This is a genomic window from Pantoea sp. XAF26B01_ASV70, from assembly GCF_054512635.1.
This window is the reverse complement of record NZ_JBTNCJ010000004.1, coordinates 116,284-140,696: the sequence shown is the minus strand read 5'-3', so window position 1 is coordinate 140,696 and position 24,413 is coordinate 116,284. Positions and strand designations below refer to the sequence as shown.

Genomic DNA, 24,413 nt, shown 5'->3' with positions numbered 1-24,413 from the left:
TGTTTCTTAAAAATTAAGCCCGAAATTAAATGAGTTGCTGGGCAAAGACATATTTAATCAAATCAGTATTAGACTGCAGCTGAAGTTTACGCATGGCGTTATATTTCTGCGTTGCAACCGTACTGATACTACGTTTACGTGCTTTAGCTATCTCCATTAAACTGTACCCGATAGCAAAAAGTCTGATTACTTCAACTTCTGCGGGTGATAAAAGAGTCTGTGCGGGCTCCTCTGAAGCAGAATGCGCCAGATCTTTCATCTTTTCTGAATAAAATATTTCAGAATTCGATGAGCAAACCCAGTGCAAAGCTTCTACCAGATCCCGTATATCATCACGTTTGCTCACTATTGCATTTACCGGAATTTGCAATATTCTTTTCAAAATGGCCGGGCTATTCTGTGCCGTAAAGATAATGATTTTAAGGTTAGCATTATGGTTGTAAATTTCTTCTAGCTTTCTAACGCCGTTCAAATCATTACGTTCAAAATTAAAGCAAAAATCAGTAATTAATATATCAGGAGGATCGCTATTCAGTTTTACAAAAAGATTTTCTGCTTCTACCGGGTATGCTGCAATGTCCAGGTTGTGAAATCCGGTTGAGAGTATTTTTTGTATTGAATAAAAAATAAAAGGACTCTCATCAGAGACACCAACTTTAAACCTCCTTCCTTTTAATGGCCTATCCACTGATAAAATCCTTTCTCAGTTTATAAAGTCTGGTAAAGGGCTCCGAAGAGCCCATATGGTTACTGATAACTAATGGTATAGGTAGCAACTGCGTTAGCACTACCAGGAGTTATTGTGGCAGCAGTCTGGTAATAACGTGCATATAAGGGCACTGTTATCAATGCAGACGACAGTGGATAAGCTGCAACTCTGTATGGTGCTGCCAGTGCAACAGGTTGCTGGCTTTCATTCAGAATCTGAACACCCACTCCGCTGGCAGTTGAGGTCGAATTCAGAGAAACTACGCCGACATCCGATAGCCCATCAGCCGCATCCCCATCCAACTGCATCATAACGTCAAAGGTACCTGAAAGAAGTGCCTCACAGTTAAGCTGAAGATTAAAAGCAGTAGATGGGCTGGTTTGTCCAATACCGGAACCCAACCCACTACTGGTATTCGCTGTGTAACTCCCTAATGACACCTTCGGGTTAACATCGCCTGCTGCTGAGCAGGTTTGATCCCTCACAGTGATGCCGCTTTTAATATATCTGACATAAAGTTTCAGGTCATTTCCTGGTACCAATGAGCCTACATCAAATACGTTGACATAGTCCGGAAGCAAATTGGGGCCAGCCATCGAGTTTGACGTCCGCACAATCTGAAAAGGCACATTCAATGTGACATCAGTATAAGCACCGACTGTACCGCCACTGGTTAACGCGTAAGTAGCGATCTTGTTGCCGGTAGGAATATTGGCAGCGTCGGTGGACATTTCACCACCGTAACCGGTATAAATGGTTAAGCCATAACCGAGTGCATCTTCAGCAATTGTTTTACGCTTTAAGTACACTTCTCCCGTTAAACCATCAAAAAACTGTTGCAGATTATCCAGGGCACATTTGAACGTGACTGTTAAATTGCCACTATAAACGACCGTGCCCACCGGAACAGCTGCCGAAATATTTATCCCCAGTGAGCGGAAATCTAATACCGCATCAGAAAGAGATTTTTTGCACGTCAGTGTGACATCATCTGCCGCGTTCGCATTAATTGGTGCTAGCATGACGAAACCAGATACCATAATCATGATGCTGACTATTCTGGTCAGTGTCCTTCTAAAGTTAATAAACATCATAATGTCACCCGATTAACCCTGATTATCTTTGTGCATTTCGCCGTTAGACACGTAGCGAACAGGTTTTGATTGATCGCTGCTGCATGTTGTTGTGAGCCTTGCAAGGGTGTTGTTTTCACTGGAATTAACAATACCGGACTCCAGGTTAACCAGACACTTATCACTGGCTGCTTTACCCCAGGAAATATGCAGGCGGCTGACATCTTTATTTAACCTCACATAAATCTGACCACCCTGTGAAACAGTGGTGATAAGGTTACCGTCTTCATCATTAACCGTTGCACCAAATGGCAAGGCATTTCCGTTCGGCTGATTAGCCCGAATTAACAGTGGCTTTCCTTTGCTGGTTTTATAATCAAGTCTGACGACTGCACCCTCAACAGGAATAACGCGCTGCTGAGTTGATTCAAGCTCAACATCCAGTGGAATTCCTTTTGGGTCGATGGCCAGTTCGTTTATCCGGTACGGGTTAATGTTTGGCACAATAGCTTTGCCGCTGCCGTTTAACACAATATTGGGATAGCCGAGTACACGCGCGCCCTCTGCATCTTCTGCGGTAACAACAGCATAAGTCGTAGACTGATAAGCGCTGAAATTAATGCTATCAGGTAAAGCGACTACCGCACCGCTGATACCACCCGAGGCAGAATAATAGTTTTCCCCTTTAGTATAAGACGCCGTCAGCATACTGTAGGGCGAACGGTACTGCCCACTAACTGAACCGGACTTCTCATTATCAGTATCGCGCGCTATTCCAACGTTATAGTTATATTGGTCATGTTCACCCAGAACACCATTAACTGCTGTTTGTGCATTCACACCTTGTTTATTATGTGTCGCACTTCCGGTTACATAACTTTGACTATCGCTGCCAATTGGCACCGAGAAGTCGAGTGACAGTTGAGTGTCATGCCCGCCGGTTGAATATAATAATCGGTTTGCTGATAAAGTATAGGAGACCCGACCAATTGTATTATTGTAACCCAGCTGAAATTGCGTATTTGTTCCGGCAGAATCCCAGTAATTCTGAACAAAACCAGTAAGATAGATATTCCCATATGACTCCCCAAAATTTTGGCTTGCCGTCATAGAAAAACGTTGTTTGGGGCGCGAAAGATAATTTGACAAACTGTTTTTATGATTTTTTTTATAATAGTTATTGATTTGTAATGCGTTATCAAAACTGTAATAACCGGATGATGAGAAGCGGTAAGCCGCCAGAGTAAAATTCGTGTTAGTCTGAGAAACCTTCTTACTATAAGTTGCCCGATAACTTACACCTTGCTTTTTCTCATCACCATATTTTGTCTGAGCCCCAGTAATATCCAGTGAGATCGCACCAACAGGTAAACCAAATGCACCTCCCAACAGCACAGAGGTGTAGTTATCTGATCCCAGAATACCTGAGTAACCGGTCAGACTATTGCTAAAACCATGCTGAATAGTGCCCTGATAGACCGAAGGTGTATAAACCATATTGTCTTTTCGGGATACACCACCGGTCAGACTATAAAAAGTCATGCCCGGACGTTTCAGACGCGTCATCGCTGCGTAAGGAACTGAGAAACGGGTCTCACCGCCGTCAGCTTCTTTCACGGTCACGTCTAAATCACCACCGTAGCCTGTAGGATAAAGATCGGTGATATTAAAAGGGCCTGGTGAAACCGTCGTTTCATAAATTTTGTTGCCATTTTGCGATACAGTTACCTGAGCGTTGGTTCGGGCTACGCCGCGGATTTCTGGTGCATAGCCTCGCTGAGAGTCTGGCCACATCTGGTCAACTGTAGATATTTGCGCACCACGAAAAGAAAGCGTATCGAAAATTTCGCCACTGGTATTGCCTTCACCTAATAACAGCCGTGATTTTATTTGCGGAATATCACGCTGGACATAGGTATTAATTGCATCGTAATGATGATACTCGTTGTTTTTTTGACGTTGCCAGCTGAGAGAACCATCGTGACGGAACATCCATCCGCCAAGGTTAAAGCCCGCCAGCGCACGGCCATAAAATGAGTCATATGGCTGACCGTGATTTACAGAGCGATAATAGTTGGTGTTATAGGTTAGCGTGAGTGCTGTTTCACCCTTATCCCAGAATTCTGGCGCAACGTAGCCGCGCGCAGATCGCAACAGATAAATTTGCGGAATTGAGATATCCATCTGCATATCGGCAGAATTGATAGCTGCATGACTCTCTTTAACTACCTCCTCCAGCGCCATACACTGTTTACCAGAGCGCAAATCTTCAGCTTGTCCCGGGCTAAAAACTGTGTCCTTAAGTGACAAGCTTTTGACCAGATCATAGGAAAGGCACGCTTTGGTTCCCGCCCCTTCACGAATGACCTGAACATTTTCCCGACCAATCTGACGACCATTCAGGAAAATATCCAGCGTATAAGTACCAGGATCAATAGGGTTACCGGTTGCATAGCGGGCCACATCAACTTTAACGCCCGGTAAATTCTTCACAAATGATTCGTCAAAATCATACGAATTTTCTGCAAATGCGGCGCCTGTTGATGCAGTTAAAAAAAGCGCCAGAAAAGATCGGTAAAATATTTTTCCCGTTGGTTTATTATTTTTAATCATCCTTGCCATCATTATTACCCCTGATGAGTTACCAAAGTTACTGACTAATTTTGGCGTCTACATTGCGTGCAGCGCCATAATCATCCAGATATTGATAATGAAAGTTTGTTTTTATTTGATTTGCGTTCAATCCTTTTAGGGAGAAGCTTTTTGTTTCGCCTGGTGCAAGCATATCTCCCTTTTCACTGACTACTTTTCGCCCCGCGTTATCCTCGGCATTGATCTGTGAAACGTTGACGTAAAACGAAGAGTTATTTGTTGCTGTCAGCTGATTCGCTTTCTCCCCTTGATGCCAGATAAGACCCGACGCTGCTTCTGTGGCTTGCATCGCATCGAACCGGGCTGGGCGAAAGAAAATTTTGATGCGACTACGAATAGCCATTTGCAACTGATTTTGATTCGCAAGGCTTTTATCGCGAGGAGGGATGTCGAGTACGTTAAGCCAGAATACCGACTCTTTATCTTTGGGCAGGTTTGAACCGGTATAAACGATACGTAATGTCTGTCCTTTGTTAGCCTCCATACGGAAAACAGGCGGTAGCAAGACAAACGGTACGTTTATTTTATCCAGTGCTTCATCAGGATTTCCATTGTCAATCCAGGCCTGTACCAGCGCAGGTTGATTGCCATGGTTATCTAAGCGGACTGTGACTTCTTTTTCTGTTGCGGGGTAGATTACCCGGGTGCCGATAATCGTCACGCTGGCAAAAGCCGATGAGGTCACCGTAAAAGCCAGCAGACAGGAGATCAAAAATTTAAAACTTTTTTTTTTCATGATTTTGACAGAAATGATGATAGAGGAAGAGAGGTGGGAACAGATGCTCCCACCATAATCAATTACAGGTAATTGATTGAATAGTTCACAGCTGATAAGACGGTACCAGCAGTAGCTGCACCAGTTGCATAGTACTGAGCAGAATAGGTCAGAGTACCTGCACCAGCAGTCAGAGCGACAGTTTTTGGAGAGGTGGTCTGCTGAGTGCTACCCGCGTTCAACACGCCATTTCCGCTATCCAGCAGCTGCAGGTCAACATTCGTTGCAGTACCAGTATTGGTCAAACGACCATCAGCATTGACGTTGGCACCTTGTTCAAAGTAAGCGTACACGTCACCAGTCGTAGCTGAGCAATTGCTCAGCGCCATAGTGAAGCGAGTGTTACCTGCAGTCTGACCAGATGTGCTTAAAATACTACTTGCTACTTTAGGCAGTGTAACGGTTGCAGTGCTGCCGCCGCCGTTTACGCTTACAGTACAAGTCTGTGACGCAATATTTCCTGTGAAGTTAATGGTGCCATCTGAAGCTTCAGCAGCATTAACGTGAGCAGCAGCCAGCATCAGACCAAGAGCAACCATAGATAACTTTTTCATATACTTTCCTTTGTATAAAATAATTAATAACATCAATTAATGAACGATTTAATAATCGTTCACTTCCCTGGAGGATTCATTCCTCACAAGAGAATTAGAAAATCAGCAATCCAAATACGACTGCTGCTGCGACACCAACAATACCCATGCCAAAGGCAGACCCACTAACCGGGTTCGCTGCTGGAATTGAGTCTGGGCGCGTCCATTCAGTTTTCTCTTCTGAGCTTGCGCCTAGCTGCTTAAAGAAATCCAGGATCACCGAAGTTAATGAACCACCGCTAACGCCTTCGATTTCTTTATTGTTCAAGTCACGCATGTTGTTTCCTTAAGCTGTAATTACAGATGCATTAGGATCAAACTGGTTTTCAACGACCGCGTTAAACCAGCCTGCCGTGCTATCCCAGCCATTCATAGCACCATATAAAGCACCATCAACAAGACCAAGGACTGCGCCGACAATCAGACCTACACCGGCAGAGACAATACCAACGCCTAACACGCCACCGGTGCTTCCGCCACTCATTCCCCATTTAAGACCAAAAGAACTAATACCTGTAACGGCACCGACAACTACAGCACCAATAAAGTCAAAAAAACCTGCTCCTGAAACGTTTTGCATTTCAAAAGATGTTAACTCTCTCATCGATATCTCCATGTATCATTTTTTCAATATTATTATTTATGCCGCTTCTAGCGAACGGCGCTATTAGAATTGGTGGTCATAAAAAATGAAATAGTAAAACATCCATAATTCTTCTTTTGTTATCGCAAGCAAGGATATGGCTATTATATTTTTACATAATATTAACTGCTGTTGGTATTCTGGAGTTTTTTGAGCGCACAGTGTTCTTATGCGTGATTTAACCATTAACAGCACTGCTTATGCCTGATGCTTAAAATTATCTGGCATCAGGGAAGCGCATGCCATGAACGCGGTTCAGTGAAACTGATTCATCTATGAATAAGCTTGTGCATAAAGCTATGAGTTAATGATTTCACTTGCCTGAATGTGAAGTCATTTGAGAAGTGGAATTAAAAAGGGAAAAATCCCATTTGCCAGTTTCTGGTGATTTAAGCTAAGCAAATTATATTTATCAGGATAAAAAACTAAATATCTAAAGATAACCAATTTAAGTATCTGTTTGATGGGTGCCGTGGTTTAATTCCTTCCATGCAATGCTGCCTGACAGCGTAACTTTAGTAAGGAGCATTAACATTGATGCCAATTTGATTTGTTTCTTTTCAGCCATGCTGGAAAATTGAGAGAGGTGTTTAAATACGTGCTTTTAAAATAGCATGCTCATAACATCATCTTTCAAATGGTAATGGGAAATTCTTTTTTTAGGAAAAAAGTTATAACACTGCCCGTAAGGTGCTACAAAGTAGATTTATGTGCTAACTAAACAGCATTTGAATGGTGTAAGATCTGGTTATTGTTTCTTTTATTAGCCTGAATGTCTTTATTTATTTGTATTTGCGGTTTTGAATTTTGTTGGGTCGGTTTTATTATAGTGGAACCGATAAAGACTATTTTTAACTGCCCGAGTTATGGAGGCGAGCTCAGGTAAGCGAGTACACCAGGCGAAAGAGAAAGAGACTATAAAAAACTGATTTTACGAATTGTTGCTAATCACTGACCAATACGTCAGTTAGATTGAGTTAATTAATATGTATAGAGTGACTGAAAATCATGAACGGATCATCGATGCATTAGCAGGATTTACGCAGATTGCTAATCCAGATGAAATTTCAAGAGGCAAGCGCCGTTATCATTTGACTAAAGATAATGTACGTCGCGTTATGTTCATTCTTGACGGCGATTTTTTACTTAAACTTAAAGGCGAGAATAAGGTTTTGAATATCTTATCCGCTCCGTTTGTTGTCGGCGTCACTCCAGCTTTAGACGAGCCGCCAGTCTATCTGGAACGAGTCGATTATGGAAAAGTCAGTTTCATTGACTATGACGTGTTCTGGCGATTGGTTTTTGAGAAAGATCTTTTTAATGACGCAATGTCTATTTTATCAGGACAGTATTCTGATCTGATGAATTACATTCAGTTACCAAAAAGTAACTCATATGATGAAGTTATTTCTTTGATTGAAAGATGGAAAAAACTGCCGACTCATTTAAAGAAACGATTTTCAGCACTATATCTTATTGAAAATAGTTCTCATTTATCAAAAAGTTCCATTTGCAGAGTGCTCAAGGAACTAAAAGAGAAAGGCGAATTGGTACTGATTAACGGTAAGTTCACCTGAATATAATATTTGTCATCGTGAATTTTGTGATGCTGAAGGGAAAAAATGGATGTTAATGTGGTTTGTACGGATGACAATTACTTCTTCAGACTGGGCATATCAAAGGTAATTGAGGAGGCACTGCTGTCTGATGCAGAAGTAAAATTTTTATCAGGTTTTGATAGTCATAACCTGCGGCAGGCTGACTTCATCCTGATCAATGTTTCGCAATGGCGTCTTTATATGTGTCAACCCGCTTATCGCGAGCGAAAGCCTGGCAGTATCATATTGGTATTTACCGATGATTTCGGAGAGAAAATTAAAAACCCGTTACCATTTTGTTATCAATCTTTGCTTGAAGTGTCAAAAAGGGATTCGGTACGTTTAATAACTGAGAAAATAACCAAGGCCTGGTTAAACACTCAGGGAAGAGTTATGGGATATCTGCCTTCAGACTGTTTACGGTGCGAATTTGCACGTATCACCGTGGTGCAACTTCAGGTGCTTAGTTTTTTGAAGAAAGGATACAGTGTAATCCAGACAGCAAAAAGGTTAGATTTGTCAGTTAAAACAATCTATGCACATAAATATAATGTGATGAGAAAGTTCGCTCTGAAAGGAGATAAAGAATTTAATGCATTTATCAATGATGTCTCGTTGCTTGAACTTTACAAAGGAGTTATCAATGTAAATGAGATTTAACGTTGTCCAGAGGCGTAGGCTCACCCTTCTGCGCTGTTTAAATTTCCCATTTTTTATTTTTTAAGGAGTTGTCAGCTCCTGTTCAACATCGGATATAAGGTGTTTTAAATATAAAGGTTAAGCACCTTAAGGAGAGTTATATGGAAAATAATTCACGTTTAACATGCAAAGCATCGAATAATCCCTTTAAATTTATGCAGGGAGCAATGCTGAGTATGGTTTTATTACTTACAGGCTACCTGTACTGCAATTATGTTGAGGCGGCGCCATCGCAGAACGTTCCTGCGCCATCGTTGTTTAAAGAGGTCAACAATGACAAGGCACCGGAGCAGATACGCGACCCGCGTGCGCACATTATTGTCTACCGTATTGATGAAAAAAATCCTGCCGCATCAAAACGCGTCGTTAACGTATTTGTTAATAATCAATACTATACGAGCGTAATGTCAGGTGATAGAGGGACTGAAATTAGTGTGTGTCCTGGCCAGAAAAAACTGGACGTTATGTTCAGCCAGCATGATTTTGTCCAGCCAGCAAAAATTGAAGTATCCACACCAGAGCTGAAATCAGGTGAGCGCTATTACTATCAGTTAGCGGTAAATGATCAGCATAAAATCACGGCGCGTCTGGTGCCTGCAAAGGAAGCTGAATCTGTTTTAACCAGTCTCAAAGCACAATCACGTACGTTATCGCGTGTAGTAAATGAACGTTCTTGTTCTGAAGCGGGCGAGTCAAAACTGTTGAATCACCCGGTGGCTTCTTCACTATTAAATTCTGACAGTAGTCATGCTCAGAGCAATGCTATGAAGATAGCTGATAAAAGCAGTAACGCTCAAGGCGCTGCATACTCACTGCATTGATGCAATCTGGCACCATATTTTTTATTAATCAGTTCTGATAATGCCGTTCACTGACTCCAGAATCAAGAGTTGTGCTGGAAGCAATGTCAGGATTGCAGATTATCTCGTCATAAAATCACGGTTATTCTAAGTATATGAATATAGAGATTAAGGGTTTGTGAAAGCCTTATTTCTATTGAATTTAATCAATCCTCGTTAATTAAGAAGGTTGTTATGTTGAAAGTGAACTTGCGTGGTGTGAAGGGTATTATCTCTTCATACACTGTTGATACAAAATCTGAAAATCCTACAACGATCAAAGTTCCGCATCAGGGTGCATTAAATATAGAACTGATCGATAGCGCTACAGGACATGCTCCGCAAATGGTTGTAACCAAGCGCGTTGGCAATAATCTGCAGCTTTTCTTTAGCCAGGATGATTCTCAGCATCCTGATATTGTGCTGGAAGATTATTATGATAATGAAAACGTTCATCTGATTGGGCTGGGCGAAAACGGTCAATTTTATGAATATGTGCCGACTTCCGGCGATGTCGCTGAATATCCGCCAGCTTTAACTGAAGGTCAGAGCGGTGAACAGGTATTAGGCGGTGAAGGATATGCCAGTGCCGATCCGCTGACTGCCAGTGACAACAATTTTGGTTGGTTGCCCTTTATGCTGCTGGGCGGCGCGGCAGGCGGCGTTGCTATTGGTGCGTCCGGGCGTGGTAGCAGTGGCCATGACTCTTCCGCTAAGAGTGTATCGGTGACACTTGATCCTGTTGCGGACAGTGATAATGATGGTCGTCCAGAGTTTTCCGGAACATCGAATAGCCCTGACTCACAGGTTGTCATTCAACTGCCTGATGGCACCCAGATCACGACCCAGACGGACAGTGAAGGTAACTGGTATGTGGAAGCACCGACTTCACAACCAAATGGCACCGTCACTGTTACGGTAACTGATAGTGCGGGCAATAGCGGTAGCCTGACTGAAGAGTTTACTGACACCTCTTCGCCAGAAGCGGCGGTTATAAATAGCAATGATGATGAACAAATCTCAGGTAAAGCAGAACCTGGTTCAACTGTGGTTATTTCCGATGGCAGTACCGGTGAAACCACCACGGTTGTAGTTGATGAAAATGGTGACTGGAGTATCCAGCCTAACCCTGTCAATGAAGGGGATACCGACGTAACTATCGTGGTTGTCGATCCTGCGGGTAATGTCTCTCCGCCGTCCAACGGTTCCCGACCGGACATAACTCCTCCAGATAACATCAACTCCGGCATTGTCAGTGACTCAGTCACCCTGACGGACGACGTCGGTGCGATCACCGGCGAGATTGCCAGCGGCTCGGTCACCGACGACGCGCGGCCGACCCTTTCCGGCGACGCAACCGCCGACATCGATCACGTCAACATTTATGACAACGGCGAGCTCGTCGGCAGCGCAGCGGTGGACGCGGACGGCAAGTGGAGCTGGACGCCGGAGCAGGATATGGCGGACGGCACCTCTCACGACCTGACGGTTGCGGCGGTGGACGCGGCGGGCAACGAAGGCCCGCAGGCAGACGGCGACTGGAGCTTTACCGTTGACACCAGCACGGCGGCTCCGGAAATCACGAACAACACCGAGGACGAGCTGGCCGGTAACGCCGAGCCGGGCGCGGTGATCGTGATCACCGATCCGGTCAGCGACAGCGTGACCAGCACGGTGGCGGATGCTGACGGCCACTGGAGCATCCAGCCGAATCCGGCGGGCGTGGACGCCAAAGACGTCGTGGTGGAAGCCACCGACGAGGCGGGCAACAGCAACAGCGTTGTGATCGACGGCCCCGGCGACAGCACGCCGCCGGATAACCAGACCTCAGGCCTGGTCATCGACAGCATCACCCTGACGGACGACGTCGGTGCGATCACCGGCGAGATTGCCAGCGGCTCGGTCACTGACGACGCGCGGCCGACCCTTTCCGGCGACGCAACCGCCGACATCGATCACGTCAACATTTATGACAACGGCGAGCTCGTCGGCAGCGCAGCGGTGGACGCGGACGGCAAGTGGAGCTGGACGCCGGAGCAGGATATGGCGGACGGCACCTCTCACGACCTGACGGTTGCGGCGGTGGACGCGGCGGGCAACGAAGGCCCGCAGGCAGACGGCGACTGGAGCTTTACCGTTGACACCAGCACGGCGGCTCCGGAAATCACGAACAACACCGAGGACGAGCTGGCCGGTAACGCCGAGCCGGGCGCGGTGATCGTGATCACCGATCCGGTCAGCGACAGCGTGACCAGCACGGTGGCGGACGCGGACGGTCACTGGAGCATCCAGCCGAATCCGGCGGGCGTGGACGCCAAAGACGTCGTGGTGGAAGCCACCGACGAGGCGGGCAACAGCAACAGCGTTGTGATCGACGGCCCGGCAGACAGCACGCCGCCGGATAACCAGACCTCGGGCCTGGTGATCGACAGCATCACCCTGACGGACGACGTCGGTGCGATCACCGGCGAGATTGCCAGCGGCTCGGTCACCGACGACGCACGGCCGACCTTCTCCGGCGACGCAACCGCCGACATCGATCACGTCAACATCTATGACAACGGCGAGCTCGTCGGCAGCGCAGCGGTGGAGGCGGACGGCAAGTGGAGCTGGACGCCGGAGCAGGATATGGCGGACGGCACCTCCCACGACCTGACGGTCGCGGCGGTGGACGCGGCGGGCAACGAAGGCCCGCAGGCAGACGGCGACTGGAGCTTTACCGTTGACACCAGCACGGCGGCTCCGGAAATCACGAACAACACCGAGGACGAGCTGGCCGGTAACGCCGAGCCGGGCGCGGTGATCGTGATCACCGATCCGGTCAGCGACAGCGTGACCAGCACGGTGGCGGACGCGGATGGTCACTGGAGCATCCAGCCGAATCCGGCGGGCGTGGACGCCAAAGACGTCGTGGTGGAAGCCACCGACGAGGCGGGCAACAGCAACAGCGTTGTGATCGACGGCCCCGGCGACAGCACGCCGCCGGATAACCAGACCTCAGGCCTGGTCATCGACAGCATCACCCTGACCGACGACGTCGGTGCGATCACCGGCGAGATTGCCAGCGGCTCGGTCACCGACGACGCACGGCCAACCTTCTCCGGCGACGCAACCGCCGACATCGATCACGTCAATATCTATGACAACGGCGAGCTCGTCGGCAGCGCAGCGGTGGACGCGGACGGCAAGTGGAGCTGGACGCCGGAGCAGGATATGGCGGACGGCACCTCTCACGACCTGACGGTTGCGGCGGTGGACGCGGCGGGTAACGAAGGCCCGCAGGTGAGCGGCACTGATGACGATGGCTGGAGCTTTACCGTCGACACCACTGCGCCGGATATCGACGCTTTTACAGACAGCAGCATCACGCTGACCGATGACGTCGGTCCGGTACGGGGCGAGATCGCCGACGGTGCAACGACTGATGATGCACGCCCGACCTACAGCGGTAGCGTGAACACGGCAGGAATAGCGCAGGGTGTGGTCAGCGTCAATATCTATGACAGTGGCAAGCTGATCGGCAGCGCAGCGGTGGAGGCGGACGGCAAGTGGAGCTGGACGCCGGACAGCGCGATGAGCAGCGGGGCGCACGCCCTGACGGTCGCGGCGGTGGACGCGGCGGGCAATGAAGGCCCGCAGGTAAGCGGCACGGCGGATGCGGCGTGGGACTTCAGCGTCCTGACCAGCGCCCCGGCGCAGCCGGCGATTGAAAACGTGGTGGACGACTACAGCCAGGGCGAAGACGCGGACAGCGGCTTCCTGCAGAAGGGCCAGTTCACCAACGACGGCACGCTGACGCTGAACGGCACCGCGGGCGCGGGGCTGACGGTCATCGTGTGGGCCACGGATGCGGACGGCAACCGGGTAAACGCGGGCTCGGGCGTGGCGGATGATAACGGCCGCTGGAGCATTACCACGGCGGCGCTGGGCGAGGACGGCCGCTATGACCTGACGGCGACGGCGGTGAACGCGGCGGGGGTTTCCTCGGCGGAGACCGGCGCGTTTAACGTGGTGCTGGACACCGTGGCACCGGAGGCGGCCGTGGCGGCGCTGATGGACGCCCAGGGTGAGGTGCAGGGCGAAGTCGCCAGCGGCGGGGTAACCGACGACCGCGCGCCGGTGCTGAAGGGCACGGCGGAAGCGGGCGCGACGGTGACGGTATATCTGGACAACAGCAGCACGCCGGCAGGCAGCACGCTGGCGGACGCGGACGGCAACTGGACACTGGCGCTGGGCACGCTGACGGACGGGGAGCACAGCTGGCAGGTGAAGGTGACGGATGCGGCGGGGAACGAAACCCGCGGCGAGCGCGCGACCTTCAGGCTGGACAGCAGCAGCGTGGAGCTGAGCATTGACCAGGCGAACGACGATGCGGGAAGCATCACCGGCGCGGTACTGAACGGCGGGCTGACCGACGACAGCACGCCGGAGCTGCAGGGCACGGCGGCGGCGGGCGCGGTGGTGACCATCAGCGACCAATCGGGCGCGGTGCTGGGCAGCAGCACGGCAAACAGCAGCGGCGTATGGACGTTCGCGGTGGCGGAGCTGGCAGACGGTGAGCACGTCTTTACGGCATCGGTAACCAATGCGGCGGGCAACAGCAGCGAGGCGAAATTTACCCTGACCGTTGACACCATCGCACCTGTCCTGCCGACCATCACCGGGATGATTGACGATGTAGGCACTGTACAGGGCACGTCTACGACCAGTGGTGGCGTAACGGACGATCCGTCGCCGACCTTTACCGGCAAGGCGGAAAAAGGTTCGCTGGTTACGCTGTATGACGGCGACAGCGTGCTGGGCAGCGTTCGGGCGGATGCGCAGGGCAACTGGAGCTATACGCCGACCACCAATATGGTAGACGGCGATCATAGTATCAAAGCCGTTAGTACGGACGCGGCAGGAAACATCTCCGCGCCTGGCGCAGAATGGCCGTTTAAGCTGGATACCAGCACGGCGGCTCCGGAAATCACGAACAACACCGAAGACGAGCTGGCCGGTAACGCCGAGCCGGGTGCGGTGATCGTGATCACCGATCCGGTCAGCGACAGCGTGACCAGCACGGTGGCAGATGCTGACGGTCACTGGAGCATCCAGCCGAATCCGGCGGGCGTGGACGCCAAAGACGTCGTGGTGGAAGCCACCGACGAGGCGGGCAACAGCAACAGCGTTGTGATCGACGGCCCGGCAGACAGCACGCCGCCGGATAACCAGACCTCGGGCCTGGTCATCGACAGCATCACCCTGACCGACGACGTCGGTGCGATTACCGGCGAGATCCTGGATGGCAGCGTCACCGACGACGCACGGCCGACCTTCTCCGGCGACGCAACCGCCGACATCGATCACGTCAATATCTATGACAACGGCCAGCTTATCGGCAGCGCAGCGGTGGGCGCGGACGGCAAGTGGAGCTGGACGCCGGAGCAGGATATGGCGGACGGATCCTCACACGACCTGACGGTTGCGGCGGTGGACGCGGCGGGTAACGAAGGCCCGCAGGTGAGCGGCACTGATGACGATGGCTGGAGCTTTACCGTCGACACCACTGCGCCGGATATCGACGCCTTTACAGACAGCAGCATCACGCTGACCGATGACGTCGGTCCGGTACGGGGCGAGATCGCCGACGGTGCAACGACTGATGATGCACGCCCGACCTACAGCGGTAGCGTGAGCACGGCAGGAATAGCGCAGGGTGTGGTCAGTGTCAATATCTATGACAGTGGCAAGCTGATCGGCAGCGCAGCGGTGGAGGCGGACGGCAAGTGGAGCTGGACGCCGGACAGCGCGATGAGCAGCGGGGCACACGCCCTGACGGTCGCGGCGGTGGACGCGGCGGGCAATGAAGGTCCGCAGGTAAGCGGTACGGCGGATGCGGCGTGGGACTTCAGCGTCCTGACCAGCGCCCCGGCGCAGCCGGCGATTGAAAACGTGGTGGACGACTACAGCCAGGGCGAGGATGCGGACAGCGGCTTCCTGCAGAAGGGCCAGTTCACCAACGACGGCACGCTGACGCTGAACGGCACCGCGGGCGCGGGGCTGACGGTCATCGTGTGGGCCACGGATGCGGACGGCAACCGGGTAAACGCGGGGTCGGGCGTGGCGGATGACAACGGCCGCTGGAGCATTACCACGGCGGCGCTGGGCGAGGACGGCCGCTATGACCTGACGGCGACGGCGGTGAACGCGGCGGGGGTTTCCTCGGCGGAGACCGGCGCGTTTAACGTGGTGCTGGACACCGTGGCACCGGAGGCGGCCGTGGCGGCGCTGATGGACGTCCAGGGTGAGGTGCAGGGCGAAGTCGCCAGCGGCGGGGTAACCGACGACCGCGCGCCGGTGCTGAAGGGCACGGCGGAAGCGGGCGCGACGGTGACGGTATATCTGGACGACAGCAGCACGCCGGCAGGCAGCACGGTGGCGGACGCGGACGGCAACTGGACACTGGCGCTGGGCACGCTGACGGACCGCGATTACAGCTGGCAGGTGAAGGTGACGGACGCGGCGGGGAACGAAACCCGCGGCGAGCGCTCGACCTTCAGGCTGGACAGCAGCAGCGTGGAGCTGAGCATTGACCAGGCGAACGACGATGCGGGAAGCGTCACCGGCGCGGTACTGAACGGCGGCCTGACCGACGACAGCACGCCGGAGCTGCAGGGCACGGCGGCGGCGGGCGCGGTGGTGACCATCAGCGACCAATCGGGCGCGGTGCTGGGCAGCAGCACGGCAAACAGCAGCGGCGTGTGGACGTTCGCGGTGGCGGAGCTGGCAGACGGTGAGCACGTCTTTACGGCATCGGTAACCAACGCAGCGGGCAACAGCAGCGAGGCGAAATTTACCCTGAATGTGGATACCACACCGCCAGAACCAGTGATCATCCAGTCATTACAGGATGACGTCGGTACATTGCAGTTCACCTCACCAGTGGCAGGTAATGTCATTGACGATCCGGCGCCGACCTTTACCGGCAAGGCGGAAAAAGGCTCGCTGGTTACGCTTTATGACAATGGCATCCTGCTTGCGACAGTGACGGCAGATGCACAGGGTGAGTGGAGCTATACGCCGACTACTAACCTGCTGGAAGGGACACACGGTATTACGGCGACGGCAACGGATGCTGCAGGTAACGTCAGTGAAATCAGCAGTAGCTGGGATTTTATTATCGATATCACAGCGCCTAACGTTGGGATTTCAGGAAACTCAGAGGAGTCACTGAGCGGTGTTACTGAGCCAGGCGTTGTGGTTGTCATTGTCGATAAGAACGGCACGGAATATAGCGTAGTAGCCGATCAGCAGGGTAAATGGGTGATAGCACCTAACCCAATCTCAGCTGGCGAGTCAGGAGAGATCTACGCTATCGATCCAGCAGGGAACAAGGGCGATACAGTGGCCTTCCAGGGATCTGCACTGGCTACGTATAGCTTGCTGAATGAAAGTATGCAGGTGAACACTACCACCACTGGAGACCAGCTTAACCCGTCGACGACCCGGCTGGCGGACGGCCGCATCGTGGTGACGTGGCAGGGCGCAGGTGTCTCCGGCACCGAAGTTTACATGCAGCTCTTTGAGGCCGACGGTATACGTAAAATCGGCACCGAGCAGCAGGTGAACCAGCGTACGGCCAACAATCAGGACAGTCCGCAGGTGATCGCGCTCACCGACGGCGGCTTTCTGATTGTCTACGAGTCCAACGTTAACGGACTGGACAACAGCGGCGACGGCGTGATGGCGCGCCGCTACGGCGCCGACGGCCAGGCGGTGACCGACGAGTTCCAGGTGAACACCACCTACAGCGGTGCGCAGAACCGTCCGGGTGCGATGGCAACCGCCGACGGCGGCTACATCATCAGCTGGGAAGACCAGGGCACAGGCATCGTGCAGCGCAGCTACGGGGCGGATAACCAGCCGGTGACGGGCGAAGTGACGGTGGCAACCGGCAAGGGCATGGGCAGCTCCGGCGGGCCGGAAATGGCGGCCTTTACCGATGCGGCGCACGGCGGCATGTACGTGACCGTGTGGAACGCCACCAGCGGTCCGGGTGACACCAGCGGCAGCGGGGTTGTCGGGCAGGTTTTTGCCGCAGACGGCACGCCACTGGGGGGTAACTTCCAGGTGAACACCACCACGGACAGCTCCCAGAACTATCCGGACGTTATCACCCTGAACGACGGCAGCATCGTGGTGTTCTGGGACAGCAGCGACAGCGGCACCAGCGGCTCTGACATCCGCGCAGTGCACTACCGCGTGGATGCCGCCACCGGAACGCTGACGCTGGTCGGCAGCGGTGACTTCATCGTCAACAGCTACACCAGCGGCAAGCAATATAAGCCGGTCGGCGTGGCGCTGGACGATGGCGGCTACCTGCTTATCTGGGGCTCCGAAGGCGGCGACGGGGATGGCTCGGCCATCTACGCACAGCGCTTTGATGCGAACGATAACAGGGTGGGACGCGAGTTCCTGGTGAACACCACCACGAGCGGCAACCAGGGTACCGGTGGCGACTCGGTGGATGCAACGCACATCTTTGACGCCGTGCTGACCGCGGACGGCAGCGTATACGTGACGTGGCAGTCGGACAACGTGGACGGTTCGGGAACCGGCATTGAAGGTATCGTGATTGACGTGGATGCGGCGTTCTACTCCGAGTACACGGTGAACACCACCACCACGGGAGCGCAGACGGTCTCGTCGGTAGCCAGCCTGCCGGACGGCGGCGCCATCGTGGTGTGGCAGTCGGCGAGCGGAGACGGTTCCGGCAGCTGCGTCAAGGGTCAGCTGCTGGATGCGAAAGGCCAGCCGGTCGGGGCGGAGTTCACGGTGAACACCACCACAGCGGGCGACCAGATCACGCCGCAGGTTACGGTCCTGACAAACGGCCATATCGAAGTGGTGTGGAGCACGGATTCCGGTGCGCATATCAAGGGTCAGGGTTATACCTACAGCTATGACGGTGCGGGTAACGTAAATGGTCTGGTGGCTGATGGCACAGAGTTCAGCGTTAACACCGGTACCACGGCAAGTAAACTGACTGAACCCGCCATTACCTCGCTGGAAGATGGCGGCTATCTGGTTGTATGGCAGGCAAGCCTGAACGGTAACTGGGCGATTTACAGCCGCCAGTATGATGCAAACGGCACGCCGGTCACGGCGGAGACTGTGCTGATTACGACTTCGCTGAGCGTAAACGGCGTGCTGGGCTTTGGCGCTGACTGGGAGCCGCTGCCGTCTGTTACGTTACTGAAAAACGGCCAGGTCGCTATCGCCTATACCGTTAAAGGTACCGGGTATGACGCTGGCGTGTCGATCTACGATCCTTCACTGCATGAGGTAACCGGCAGCTTCGTAGCGAACCAGACCCTGACTAATAATCAGGCATCACCTGCAGTAAGCGCGCTGGATAACGGCAACTACGTGGTGACCTGGGACTCTAACGATACCAGCGGACCGGATCAGAACGGTTACAGCGTCTGGGGCCGCATCTATGCGGCAGACGGTACGGCGCTGACCAGCGAGTTCCTGATCAACACGGCAACAGCAGGCGATCAACATCTGGCGAAAGTCGTGAGCCGTCCTGATGGCAGTTTCGTTGCGCTCTTTATGTCTGCAACAGATACGGCACCGGGTGCAGGTACCAGCGGCATCTACGCGCAGTACTTTGATGCAGCGGGTAACAAAGTGGGCCAGCAGATGCAGATCCATCAGCTGACCTATGGCGAGCAGGTTGAAGTCGATGCGACCTTCCTTGCGGGCGGTCAGCTCTACGTGACCTGGACTGACAAAGGTGTGGGTGACGGCGAAGGCTCGGCGATTAAAGGACGCGTTGTGGATCTGGTTGAAACGCTGGGACTGGAGCAAATGACGCCGGACAACAACGATCCGACGACCATTGACTATCAGCCTGCGACGACACCAGCGTCGAGCGACACCGATGTACTGCCGCCGAACGTGGGTCTCTCTACCAATACTAAGGAGACTCTGGGTGGCCAGACCGAAGCAGGCGCTACTGTTATCGTGACGAATGCGGCTGGAACGGTTTACTCCACGGTGGCAGATGCTGAGGGTGTATGGAGTATTGTACCTAACCCACTCAGTGTCGGTGAAAACGGAACGCTCTCGGCTATTGACGCGGCAGGTAACCAGAGCCAGCCAGTATTGATCTCCGGAGCCGCACTGAGTGCTTACGATCTGCTGAATGAAAGCGCGCAGGTGAATACCACTACCACAGGCGATCAGCTCAACCCGTCGGTCACCCGGCTGGCGGACGGCCGCATCGTGGTGACGTGGCAGGGTGACGGCACCTCCGGCACCGAGGTTTACATGCAGCTGTACGAGGCAGACGGTGTGCATAAAATCGGCACCGAGCAGCAGGTGAACCAGCGCACGGCCAACAATCAGGACAGCCCGCAGGTGATCGCGCTGACCGACGGCGGCTTTCTGATTGTCTACGAGTCCAACGTTAACGGACTGGACAACAGCGGCGACGGTGTGATGGCGCGCCGCTACGGCGCCGACGGCCAGGCGGTGACCGACGAGTTCCAGGTGAACACCACCTACAGCGGTGCACAGAACCGTCCGGGTGCGATGGCAACCGCCGACGGCGGCTACATCATCAGCTGGGAAGACCAGGGCACAGGCATCGTGCAGCGCAGCTACGGGGCGGATAACCAGCCGGTGACGGGCGAAGTGACGGTGGCAACCGGCAAGGGCATGGGCAGCTCCGGCGGGCCGGAAATGGCGGCCTTTACCGATGCGGCGCACGGCGGCATGTACGTGACCGTGTGGAACGCCACCAGCGGTCCGGGTGACACCAGCGGCAGCGGGGTTGTCGGGCAGATTTTTGCCGCAGACGGCACGCCACTGGGGGGTAACTTCCAGGTGAACACCACCACGGACAGCTCCCAGAACTATCCGGACGTTATCACCCTGAACGACGGCAGCATCGTGGTGTTCTGGGACAGCAGCGACAGCGGCACCAGCGGCTCTGACATCCGCGCAGTGCACTACCGCGTGGATGCCGCCACCGGAACGCTGACGCTGGTCGGCAGCGGTGACTTCATCGTCAACAGCTACACCAGCGGCAAGCAGTATAAGCCGGTCGGCGTGGCGCTGGATGATGGCGGCTACCTGCGCTTATCTGGGGCTCCGAAGGCGGCGACGGGGATGGCTCGGCCATCTACGCACAGCGCTTTGATGCGAACGATAACAGGGTGGGACGCGAGTTCCTGGTGAACACCACCACGAGCGGCAACCAGGGTACCGGTGGCGACTCGGTGGATGCAACGCACATATTTGACGCCGTGCTGACCGCGGACGGCAGCGTATACGTGACGTGGCAGTCGGACAACGTGGACGGCTCGGGAACCGGCATTGAAGGTATCGTGATTGACGTGGATGCGGCGTTCTACTCCGAGTACACGGTGAACACCACCACCACGGGAGCGCAGACGGTCTCGTCGGTAGCCAGCCTGCCGGACGGCGGCGCCATCGTGGTGTGGCAGTCGGCGAGCGGAGACGGCTCCGGCAGCTGCGTCAAGGGTCAGCTGCTGGATGCGAAAGGCCAGCCGGTCGGGGCGGAGTTCACGGTGAACACCACCACAGCGGGCGACCAGATCACGCCGCAGGTTACCGTGCTGTCAGATGGCACTTTCCAGGTGGTATGGAGCACGGATTCCGGTGCGCATATCAAGGGTCAGGGCTATACCTACAGCTACGACGGTGCGGGTAACGTGAACGGCGTCGTGACTAATGGCGCAGAGTACAATGTGGACTCCAGCACCGCCGCCAGCAAAATGCGCGTTCCGGTGATCACTTCGCTGGAAGACGGCGGTTATCTGGTGGTTTGGGAAGCGAGCCTGAACGGCAACTGGACGGTTTATGGCCGTCAGTATGACGCAAACGGCACGCCGGTCACGGCGGAGACCGTGCTGGCAACCACGACCCTGAACGCAAATGCCATCATTCCTGAATGGGAGCCGTTACCATCTGTTACAACGCTGGAAAATGGCCAGGTTGCGATTACTTATGCGATTAAAGCCACTGGATATGATGTTGGTGTGTCAGTTTATGATCCGTCAACGCATGCTGTAACAGGCAGCTTCGTAGCGAACCAGACCCTGACTAACAATCAGGCGTCATCCGCAGTCAGTGCGCTGCAAAACGGTAACTACGTGGTGACCTGGGACTCTAACGATACCAGCGGACCGGATCAGAATGGTTACAGCGTCTGGGGCCGCATCTACGCGGCAGACGGTACGGCGCTGACCAGCGAATTCCTGATCAACACCACGACGGCTGGCGATCAGCACATGGCGAGGGTGGTCAGTCAGGCTGACGGCAGCTTTATTGCCGTTTTCCTGTCAACAACCGACATCGCGCCGGGTGCAGGTACCAGCGGTATCTACGCACAGTACTTTGATGCAGCGGGTAATAAAGTGGGCCAGCAGATCCAGATCAACCAGCTGACCTATGGTGAGCAGGTTGAAGTCGATGCGACCTTCCTGGCGGGCGGTCAGCTCTACGTGACCTGGACCGATCAGGGCGTGGGCGACGGCGATGGCTCAGCAATCAAAGGCCGCTTAGTTGATCTGAACGAGACACTGGGACTGACGTCTGAAACGGGATCGACGCATATTGAGTATCAACCTGCTCAGTACGATCTTAATGGCACTTCAGGTAATGATGTACTGGATGCACGCGGCGCGAATTCCGTCGATGCAAAAGAGGGCGATGATACTATCGTCATTAACAGTACTCATTTTAGCAGTGTGAAAGGAGGAGAAGGTCACGATACGCTGGTCTGGGATTCTAATAACGATTTAGAACTCGGAACGGTATCAGGCAAAATTAGTGGAATTGAAGCTATCCATCTGGGTAATAACACGGCGCAGACATTATTTATCAGCGCCAGCGATGTGCTCGAAATTACTAAAGATAATGGTAGTGAAGCGAACACATTACATATTACGGGAGATGTGGGAAGTTCAAACAATAGTAATGCAACTGATACCGTTAATATTGGAAAATCAGAATGGACGGCTTCAGCCGCACAAACTGAAAATGGCGTTAATTATGACGTCTATACCAATAATGATGACACCACTGTCAAGCTGTTAATCCAGCATGGCTTAAACGTTATCTGATAGAACTGGCGATGACTTCGGTCATCGCCAGCTTTTTTTCACATCAAACTCACCTGATGGGCCTGTTTAAGGCAGGCCCATCAGGTGAGCCCCAGATCTGATTTCACAGATGAAAAGAATAAATAAAGGCATGTTAGCAGCATGTAAAACCTAAATATTTCTTTTTAGCAGAATTAACGTTGCCATATGACATGTAGGGCGGTTAAAACAGTTCCGGTCGCAGCATTGGATTAGCGACAGGGAAAATTAGCCATCCCACTTTATTTGTTATTTTGAGTTAACTATGAAAAAAAACTTGTTTACTACAAAATCCAGATGTTCGCTGCATGGTTTAATTGCGGGATTGCTATTTTTTAATCCCCTGTTAAATGCCCATGCAACGGACTTTATTGAAATGATTCGTATGACAGCCGACCATCCGTCGGTAAAGTCTGCTTTATCAAACAGCACCGGTGCTATGTATGATATCGATCAGGCAAAAGCCGCTGATGGTTTTCAGGTCAGCACGGGTATCAGCGCATCAGGATATTCAGGTCAACCCGGTTATGAGAATAACCCGGTCTCCCCGCATATCACTGTAAGTAAATTACTTTACGATCACGGACGTACTGATGCGAGCGTTGCCGGAAAGCAGGCTGCTTATTCCATGCAGCAGGCTCAGGTAAATGTCACGCGCGAAAATCTCAACGAGCAGGTGCTTTCTCTTTTTACCTCTGCAGCCACTAATGCCACAGTTGTCGCTGTGCTGGATAAAGAAATTAACGCACTGCAGGATCTGCTTAATCGGGTAAAGAATATTGCCAGTATTGATAGCGGCAGAGCTTCTGAGATCAATCAGGTTGCGACTCGCCTCAATTCCGTGATTGCCAGTCGTGAAATGAGCTACACCACCTATATACAGGCGCAGCAGCAACTCAGCTCGCTGCTGAACCACGAGATTGTTATCACCAGAGGCCTGCCCGATCTGAAAAAAGCGGGTCTGTTGCCCGCGTCACTGGCACAGGCACAACAGGTACTGAAAGAAAATCCCAACTGGGCGGTCTCACGCGAGCGTAAAGAAGAAGCGAGAGCCGCAGTGGATCTGGCCTCTAAGTGGAACAGGCCGAAATGGAGTGTGCAACTGAGTATGGACAGTCCAAAGCGCAACGGTGAAATGGAACCGTTTAAAGCGGTGACGTTACAGGTGAGCAGCGATATCAATCTTTGGGATGGTGGGGCTGGCAGGGCAAATGCCAAAGCTGAAACTCAGCGACTCATTGCCGCAGAGGCGGATCAGGATGCAACACTCCGGACATTGAAACAGCAGCTGGATCAGCTGTGGGTCTCCTTACCGCTTCGTGAACGCCAGCTCAATGCATTACAGAGACAGTCAGAAACCGCGTTGAAAACCTGGAAAGCGGGGGAAGTGCAGTTCTTCGCGGGGCAGCGCCCGTTAACGGATTTAATCTCGTTTGCTACCGACTATTACTCCAGTCTCGCAAGTTATCAGGAGCAGCAGATGCAGTATCTGGCTGCGCAATGGAACATCGTTGCGGCACTGGGTAAAACCAGCCAACTGGTGCAGAAGGTTAACGCTTTACCAGCGAATACCATCGAAGCGGTGCACTAATCACGCTGACGTAAAAAACGAGTATTTCTGGCCGCTGTCATGCTTTGCCGCCAGACCAGAATGAATTAGTTGTCCAGGGGACGC

Annotated in this window: 13 protein-coding genes; 6 read left to right on the top strand and 7 right to left on the bottom strand. The window is 52.7% G+C overall.

Going from position 1 to position 24,413, the window contains the following annotated elements; all coding sequences use genetic code 11:
* Positions 1–25: 25 nt before the first annotated feature.
* From ACX8ZY_RS23895 to ACX8ZY_RS23865, 7 genes are all read right to left on the bottom strand, one after another.
* The gene (locus ACX8ZY_RS23895) at positions 26–688 is read right to left on the bottom strand and encodes a response regulator (RefSeq protein WP_010256781.1); all 663 of its coding nucleotides are present in this window, start codon (positions 686–688) and stop codon (positions 26–28) included.
* Between the two features lie 59 nt (positions 689–747).
* Complete coding sequence (locus ACX8ZY_RS23890) at positions 748–1,803, bottom strand: fimbrial protein (RefSeq protein WP_062759546.1); 1,056 nt, start codon at positions 1,801–1,803, stop codon at positions 748–750.
* Positions 1,804–1,815: 12 nt separating this feature from the next.
* Positions 1,816–4,407 carry a fimbria/pilus outer membrane usher protein gene (locus ACX8ZY_RS23885; RefSeq protein ID WP_421665530.1) on the bottom strand — a complete coding sequence of 864 codons (2,592 nt, stop codon included), beginning with the start codon at positions 4,405–4,407 and terminating at the stop codon, positions 1,816–1,818.
* Positions 4,408–4,432: 25 nt separating this feature from the next.
* Positions 4,433–5,170 (bottom strand): fimbrial biogenesis chaperone, encoded by a 738-nt coding sequence (locus ACX8ZY_RS23880; protein WP_033759838.1) that lies wholly within the window; start codon positions 5,168–5,170, stop codon positions 4,433–4,435.
* Between the two features lie 62 nt (positions 5,171–5,232).
* A complete protein-coding gene (locus ACX8ZY_RS23875; RefSeq protein WP_421665529.1) occupies positions 5,233–5,763 on the bottom strand; it encodes a fimbrial protein in 531 nt (176 codons plus the stop codon).
* 94 nt (positions 5,764–5,857) lie between these two features.
* A complete protein-coding gene (locus ACX8ZY_RS23870; RefSeq protein ID WP_158150227.1) occupies positions 5,858–6,079 on the bottom strand; it encodes a hypothetical protein in 222 nt (73 codons plus the stop codon).
* A 9-nt stretch (positions 6,080–6,088) separates the two neighbouring features.
* Complete coding sequence (locus ACX8ZY_RS23865; protein ID WP_010256762.1) at positions 6,089–6,406, bottom strand: hypothetical protein; 318 nt, start codon at positions 6,404–6,406, stop codon at positions 6,089–6,091.
* 1,025 nt (positions 6,407–7,431) lie between these two features.
* Here ACX8ZY_RS23865 and ACX8ZY_RS23860 point away from each other — a divergent pair.
* The 6 genes from ACX8ZY_RS23860 to ACX8ZY_RS23835 all read left to right on the top strand — a co-directional run bounded on the left by ACX8ZY_RS23860 (position 7,432) and on the right by ACX8ZY_RS23835 (position 24,329).
* The gene (locus ACX8ZY_RS23860; protein ID WP_033759834.1) at positions 7,432–8,022 is read left to right on the top strand and encodes a helix-turn-helix domain-containing protein; all 591 of its coding nucleotides are present in this window, start codon (positions 7,432–7,434) and stop codon (positions 8,020–8,022) included.
* Positions 8,023–8,067: 45 nt separating this feature from the next.
* Positions 8,068–8,703 carry a helix-turn-helix transcriptional regulator gene (locus ACX8ZY_RS23855; protein WP_010256756.1) on the top strand — a complete coding sequence of 212 codons (636 nt, stop codon included), beginning with the start codon at positions 8,068–8,070 and terminating at the stop codon, positions 8,701–8,703.
* A gap of 140 nt (positions 8,704–8,843) precedes the next feature.
* Positions 8,844–9,563, top strand: coding sequence for a hypothetical protein (locus ACX8ZY_RS23850; RefSeq protein WP_050680289.1), 720 nt, complete (start codon positions 8,844–8,846; stop codon positions 9,561–9,563).
* Positions 9,564–9,926: 363 nt separating this feature from the next.
* Entirely contained in the window at positions 9,927–20,810 is a 10,884-nt protein-coding gene (locus tag ACX8ZY_RS23845) for an Ig-like domain-containing protein (protein ID WP_459261479.1), read from the top strand.
* On the top strand, positions 20,807–22,720 hold the full coding sequence (locus tag ACX8ZY_RS23840) for a hypothetical protein (protein ID WP_459261477.1): 1,914 nt from the start codon (positions 20,807–20,809) through the stop codon (positions 22,718–22,720). Before ACX8ZY_RS23845 ends, ACX8ZY_RS23840 begins: the two co-directional genes overlap by 4 nt.
* Positions 22,721–23,114: 394 nt before the next feature.
* The gene (locus tag ACX8ZY_RS23835) at positions 23,115–24,329 is read left to right on the top strand and encodes a TolC family protein (protein ID WP_161973546.1); all 1,215 of its coding nucleotides are present in this window, start codon (positions 23,115–23,117) and stop codon (positions 24,327–24,329) included.
* Positions 24,330–24,413 lie beyond the last annotated feature (84 nt).

Coding starts and splice junctions, on each gene's coding strand:
- ACX8ZY_RS23865 (WP_010256762.1), bottom strand. CDS start 6,406: ATGAGAGAGTTAACATCTTTTGAAATGCAAAACGTTTCAGGAGCAGGT.
- ACX8ZY_RS23890 (WP_062759546.1), bottom strand. CDS start 1,803: ATGATGTTTATTAACTTTAGAAGGACACTGACCAGAATAGTCAGCATC.
- ACX8ZY_RS23860 (WP_033759834.1), top strand. CDS start 7,432: ATGTATAGAGTGACTGAAAATCATGAACGGATCATCGATGCATTAGCA.
- ACX8ZY_RS23845 (WP_459261479.1), top strand. CDS start 9,927: ATGGTTGTAACCAAGCGCGTTGGCAATAATCTGCAGCTTTTCTTTAGC.
- ACX8ZY_RS23850 (WP_050680289.1), top strand. CDS start 8,844: ATGGAAAATAATTCACGTTTAACATGCAAAGCATCGAATAATCCCTTT.
- ACX8ZY_RS23870 (WP_158150227.1), bottom strand. CDS start 6,079: ATGCGTGACTTGAACAATAAAGAAATCGAAGGCGTTAGCGGTGGTTCA.
- ACX8ZY_RS23855 (WP_010256756.1), top strand. CDS start 8,068: ATGGATGTTAATGTGGTTTGTACGGATGACAATTACTTCTTCAGACTG.
- ACX8ZY_RS23875 (WP_421665529.1), bottom strand. CDS start 5,763: ATGAAAAAGTTATCTATGGTTGCTCTTGGTCTGATGCTGGCTGCTGCT.
- ACX8ZY_RS23885 (WP_421665530.1), bottom strand. CDS start 4,407: ATGATGGCAAGGATGATTAAAAATAATAAACCAACGGGAAAAATATTT.
- ACX8ZY_RS23835 (WP_161973546.1), top strand. CDS start 23,115: ATGATTCGTATGACAGCCGACCATCCGTCGGTAAAGTCTGCTTTATCA.
- ACX8ZY_RS23880 (WP_033759838.1), bottom strand. CDS start 5,170: ATGAAAAAAAAAAGTTTTAAATTTTTGATCTCCTGTCTGCTGGCTTTT.